This window comes from Pseudidiomarina sp. WS423 (genome assembly GCF_050750165.1).
Lineage (GTDB): Bacteria > Pseudomonadota > Gammaproteobacteria > Enterobacterales > Alteromonadaceae > Pseudidiomarina > Pseudidiomarina fusca.
On record NZ_JBOJLN010000047.1, the window covers coordinates 1 to 758 of the forward strand.

General features: G+C 57.7%; 1 protein-coding gene. It reads right to left on the minus strand.

The window, feature by feature from the left end:
• Positions 1-758, minus strand: a 758-nt coding sequence (locus tag ACQ661_RS12690) for a cation transporter (protein WP_431668586.1), incomplete at both ends; no start/stop codon positions are given.

Consider the following 758-nt stretch of genomic DNA (forward strand, 5'->3'; position numbering starts at 1 on the left):
GCGCCGGCGGTGATGACCCCCAGGTTGATCACCACGTCGTTGGCCGAGAATATCCAGCTTGCCTTCATGTGCGCCCCGCCTTCCCGATGTTTGGATATGAGCAGCAGACAACTGGTATTGGCAATCAATGCGACGAATGCGATAGCCATCATCACCAGCGATTCAGGCTCACTACCGAATACAAAGCGTCTCACCACCTCTACGAGCACGCCCACAGCCAAGATCAGTTGCAGTACACCAGCAAGATGCGCGGCACGTACCTGCATTTTCACGCTATGTCCAACCGCATAAAGGGCAAGCCCGTACACCGCCGCATCGGCAAAATTGTCCAGGGATTCTCCAATCAGGCCGGTGGACCGGGCGATCAGACCGGCAGTCATTTCCACCACGAACAGAAGTGCATTGATGCCGAGCAACCAGCGCAGGGTCCCGGATTCTTGCTTAGCAGAAGCTGCCGAAAACTCGGCGGCCTTGATGGTCTCCGGATTTGCAGCGACGGTTTCCTGAAGCGAGGCGCCTAGCCCCAAGGTCTTCAGTTTCGAGGTGACGGGCTCGACCTCGCCGTCATGCACGACCTTCAGCCGGCGGTTCGACAAGTCGAAGGACAGCGCCCGAATCTCCTCAAAGCCGTTCAGGGCTAGGCGAATCATTCGTTCTTCTGATGGACAGTCCATCTTCGGCACGGCATAAACACTGACCCATCTCCCTGGCGCCTCGGAGGAGGCCTGTATATCGGTATCCGCTGCGGACGTTGCATC